Origin of the sequence: Streptomyces sp. CBMA123 (assembly GCF_014596465.1) — a bacterium.
GTDB lineage: Bacteria > Actinomycetota > Actinomycetes > Streptomycetales > Streptomycetaceae > Kitasatospora.
The window spans coordinates 1-395 of the sequence record NZ_MECK01000581.1 but is presented as its reverse complement, the minus strand read 5'-3'; the positions used below and the strand labels follow the sequence as shown (position 1 = coordinate 395).

Here is a 395-nt window from a genome sequence, read left to right as displayed (position 1 = left end):
AACGCTGGGCCACCCTGCTGCTGCCCACCGTCGGCACCCTGCCCGCCCCCTCGCCCGACCTGCCCGTCACCCCGCCGCGCGGCGGCGCCGTCCTCACCCCGTGGCGGGTGCCCGCGCTGCTCTTCGAGGCCGGAGCCGCCGCCCAGCTGCTCGGCGAGGTCCACGACCCGCACTGGGCCGTCACCGACACCGACCTGCCCGGCGCCGGCCGGGTCGAAGTGGTCTACGGCCCCTCACTGCGCTGGCTCACCGGAGTGCACGACCTCGCCTGGCGGACGGTCGGCCGGGGCCGGGTGCTCCCCCTGCCCGTCCTCGCCGACGGCCGCCCGCAGGCCCGCTGGCGGCCCGATCCCACCCCGGCCGGCCGCCGCGAGGCCGCCGCACTGGCGGCCGGC

General features: G+C 80.5%; 1 protein-coding gene. It reads left to right on the top strand.

The window, feature by feature from the left end:
- The coding region (locus tag BG452_RS37755) for a hypothetical protein (RefSeq protein WP_223243320.1) at positions 1 to 395 on the top strand (395 nt) is incomplete at both ends.